Below are 3,507 nucleotides of genomic sequence, written 5' to 3'. Positions count from 1 at the left end.
GCCTCAGCCGGCCCTTCGTCTTATTCCCACTCGATCGTGGCGGGCGGCTTGCCGCTCACGTCGTAGACCACGCGGTTGATGCCGCGGACCTCGTTGATGATGCGGTTAGAGACCGTGCCGAGGAGGTCGTAGGGGAGCTCGCTCCACTTCGCCGTCATGAAGTCGGAGGTCTGCACGGAGCGCAGCGACACCACCCACTCGTAGGTGCGGCCGTCGCCCATGACGCCCACGGACTTCACCGGGAGGAAGACCACGAAGGCTTGGCTCACCTTGTCGTACCAGCCGGCGCGGCGCAGTTCTTCGATGAAGATCGCATCGGCTTCACGCAGCAGATCGGCGAACTCCTTCTTCACCTCGCCGAGGATGCGCACGCCGAGGCCCGGGCCCGGGAAGGGATGGCGGTAGACCATCTCGGCGGGCAGACCGAGCTCGATGCCGAGCTCGCGCACTTCGTCCTTGAAGAGGCTGCGCAGCGGCTCGAGGAGCTTGAGGTGCAGCGTCTCGGGGAGACCGCCCACGTTGTGGTGGCTCTTGATCACCTTCGCCTTCTTCGTCTTGGCGCCGGCGGATTCGATCACGTCCGGGTAGATCGTGCCCTGGGCGAGCCACTTGGCGTTCTTGATCTTCGCGGCCTCTTCCTGGAAGACGTTCACGAACTCGCGGCCAATGATCTTGCGCTTCTGCTCGGGGTCGGAGACGCCCGCAAGCGCGTTCATGAAGCGGTCGACGGCGTCCACGACGATGAGCTTGAGGCCCATGTTCTTCTCGAACGTGTCGCGGACCTGTTCGCGCTCGCCCTTGCGCAGCAGCCCGTTGTCCACGAAGACGCAGGTGAGGCGCTGGCCGATCGCGCGGTGGATGAGGGCCGCCGTGACGGAGGAGTCCACGCCGCCCGAGAGGCCGAGGATCACTTCATCCTCGCCCACCTCTTCGCGGATCTTCTGGACGGCTTCGTTCACGTAGTTGCCCATCACCCAGTCCGGGCGGCAGCCGCAGACGTCGAGGACGAAGCGGTTGAGGATCTCGCGGCCCTTGACGGTGTGGGTCACTTCCGGGTGGAACTGCACGGCGTAGAAGCCGCGGGTCTCGTCGCACATGCCGGCGATCGGGCACGACGGCGTCGAGCACATCACCTTGAAGCCCGGCGGGAGCTCGGTCACCTTGTCGCCGTGCGACATCCAGACCTTGAGCATGCCTTCGCCCGCTTCCGTGCGGAAGTCCTCGATCCCCTCGAGGAGCTTGGTGTGGTTGCGCGCGCGCACTTCGGCGTAGCCGAACTCGCGCTTGGCGCCGCTCTCGACCTTGCCGCCGAGCTGCTGGGCCATCGTCTGCATGCCGTAGCAGATGCCGAGGACCGGAACGCCCGCTTCGAAGACGGCTTCGCTCGCCTGGTCGTTGCTCTCTTCATAGGCGCTCATGTGCGAGCCCGAGAGGATGATGCCCTTCGGCGCAAATTCGCGGATGAATTCCGCGGAGACGTCGTTCGGGTGCACTTCGCAGTAGACGTGGGCTTCGCGCACGCGGCGGGCGATGAGCTGGGTCACCTGGCTGCCGAAGTCGAGAATAAGAATGCGGTCGTGGGTTGTCTGCATGGATGAGAGCTTCCGGAGAAGGAAAATTCTTTCGCGGCGCGCCGCTCCCGGAGTGGGACGTGCGGTGCGCGCGCGTGACTATAACAGAACGCAAAAGGCGCCCGCGCCCGTTCTTGCCGGGTCGGACGCCTTTTGGGGAAGATCCCGGGGCTGAAGGCGGCGCGCCGCCTTCAGCTTCCGGGAGATCCGCTTAGTTAGTTGGCCTGACGATAGTTCGGGGCTTCCTTCGTGATCTTCACGTCGTGGACGTGCGATTCGCGCAGGCCGCCGGCGGTGATCTGCACGAAGCGGGCGCGGGTGCGCATCTCTTCGATCGTGCGGCAGCCGCAGTAGCCCATCGAGGAGCGCAGACCGCCGATCATCTGATAGATGATCGCGGAGATGGAGCCCTTGTAGGGAACCATGCCTTCGATGCCTTCCGGAACGAACTTGTCGATGTTGCCCTGGTTGTTGTCCTGGAAGTAGCGGTCGGCCGAGCCCTTGCCCATGGCGCCGAGGGAGCCCATGCCGCGGTAGGACTTGTAGGAGCGGCCCTGGTAGAGGATCACTTCGCCCGGGGCCTCTTCGGTGCCGGCGAACATGCCGCCCATCATCACGGAGCTCGCGCCCGCGGCGATCGCCTTGGCGATGTCGCCCGAGAAGCGGATGCCACCGTCGGCGATGCAGGGAACGCCCGTGCCCTGGAGGGCTTCGGCGACGTTGCTCACCGCAGTGATCTGCGGCACGCCCACGCCCGCGACGATGCGGGTCGTGCAGATCGAGCCCGGCCCGATGCCGACCTTGACGCCGTCGGCGCCGTGCTCGACGAGGGCGAGGGCGGCTTCGCCGGTGGCGATGTTGCCGCCGATCACCTGCAGATCCGGGTAGTGGGTCTTGACCCACTTGACGCGGTCAAGAACGCCCTTGGAGTGGCCGTGGGCCGTATCCACGACGATGACGTCGACGCCCGCATCCACGAGCTTCTCGACGCGCTCCTCCGTGCCCTGGCCGACGGAGACCGCGGCGCCCGCGAGGAGCTTGCCCTTGGCGTCCTTGGCGGCGAACGGATGGTCGGTCGCCTTCGTGATGTCCTTGACGGTCATGAGGCCGGCGAGGCGGAAGTCCTTCGTGACGACGAGGACGCGCTCGAGGCGGTGCTGGTGCATCAGCTCCTTGGCTTCCTCGAGCGAGGCGCCTTCGTGGACCGTGACGAGGCGTTCGCGCGGCGTCATCACTTCGCGGACCGGAACGCTCATGCGGGTTTCAAAGCGCAGGTCGCGGTTCGTGACCATGCCGAGCACCGTGCCGTCTTCGGCGACGACCGGGAGGCCCGAAATGCGGTGTTCGCGCGCGAGGGCGATCACGTCGCCCACGAGCATCTCCGGCCCGATGGTGATCGGCTCGGCGACGACGCCCGCTTCGTGGCGCTTCACCTTGGCGACTTCCGCGGCCTGCTGATCGGCGGTCATGTTCTTGTGGATGAAGCCGATGCCGCCTTCCTGAGCGAGCGCAATCGCGAGCTTCGCTTCCGTCACGGTATCCATGGCCGCGGAGACCATCGGGATGTTGATCGAGAGGCCGCGCGTGAGCTTCGTCTGCAGCTGCGTGTCGCGGGGAAGGATTTCGGAATAGGCGGGAACGAGCAGGACGTCGTCGAACGTCAGAGCCGTCTGAAGGAGTCGCATAACAACCTCTGAGTGCAAAAAAAAATATACCGTCGGGAAACTGCGGAGCGGTCGCACCGCCGCGTCCGTGAGCGGCATGTTTTATTGGGTTCAGTCGGCGCCGGAAGGGACTGCAGGTCCCTGCGGGCTGAAGGTCCGATTCTTCGAGGGGCGTTGCACCCGTATCTCGAGGGGAAAGGGATATACCGAGATTGATTGCGCACGCAGTCTAATGATTTTTTTCGCCCGCCGTGTGGCCCCTGAGAAGAAAA

General features: G+C 65.2%; 2 protein-coding genes. Both read right to left on the bottom strand.

Annotated elements, in window-relative coordinates; genetic code table 11:
• Positions 1-20: 20 nt before the first annotated feature.
• Positions 21-1,592 carry a glutamine-hydrolyzing GMP synthase gene (gene guaA, locus ACT6Y9_RS09530; RefSeq protein WP_295477475.1) on the bottom strand — a complete coding sequence of 524 codons (1,572 nt, stop codon included), beginning with the start codon at positions 1,590-1,592 and terminating at the stop codon, positions 21-23.
• A 194-nt stretch (positions 1,593-1,786) separates the two neighbouring features.
• Positions 1,787-3,256, bottom strand: a complete 1,470-nt coding sequence (guaB, locus tag ACT6Y9_RS09525; protein WP_295477473.1) for an IMP dehydrogenase — start codon at positions 3,254-3,256, stop codon at positions 1,787-1,789.
• Positions 3,257-3,507 lie beyond the last annotated feature (251 nt).

The sequence above is a fragment of the Sutterella sp. genome (assembly GCF_052272535.1).
In the GTDB taxonomy this organism is placed as follows: domain Bacteria; phylum Pseudomonadota; class Gammaproteobacteria; order Burkholderiales; family Burkholderiaceae_F; genus Sutterella.
Note: the sequence above shows the minus strand (reverse complement) of the source record. Positions and strands in the feature narration are given on the sequence as shown.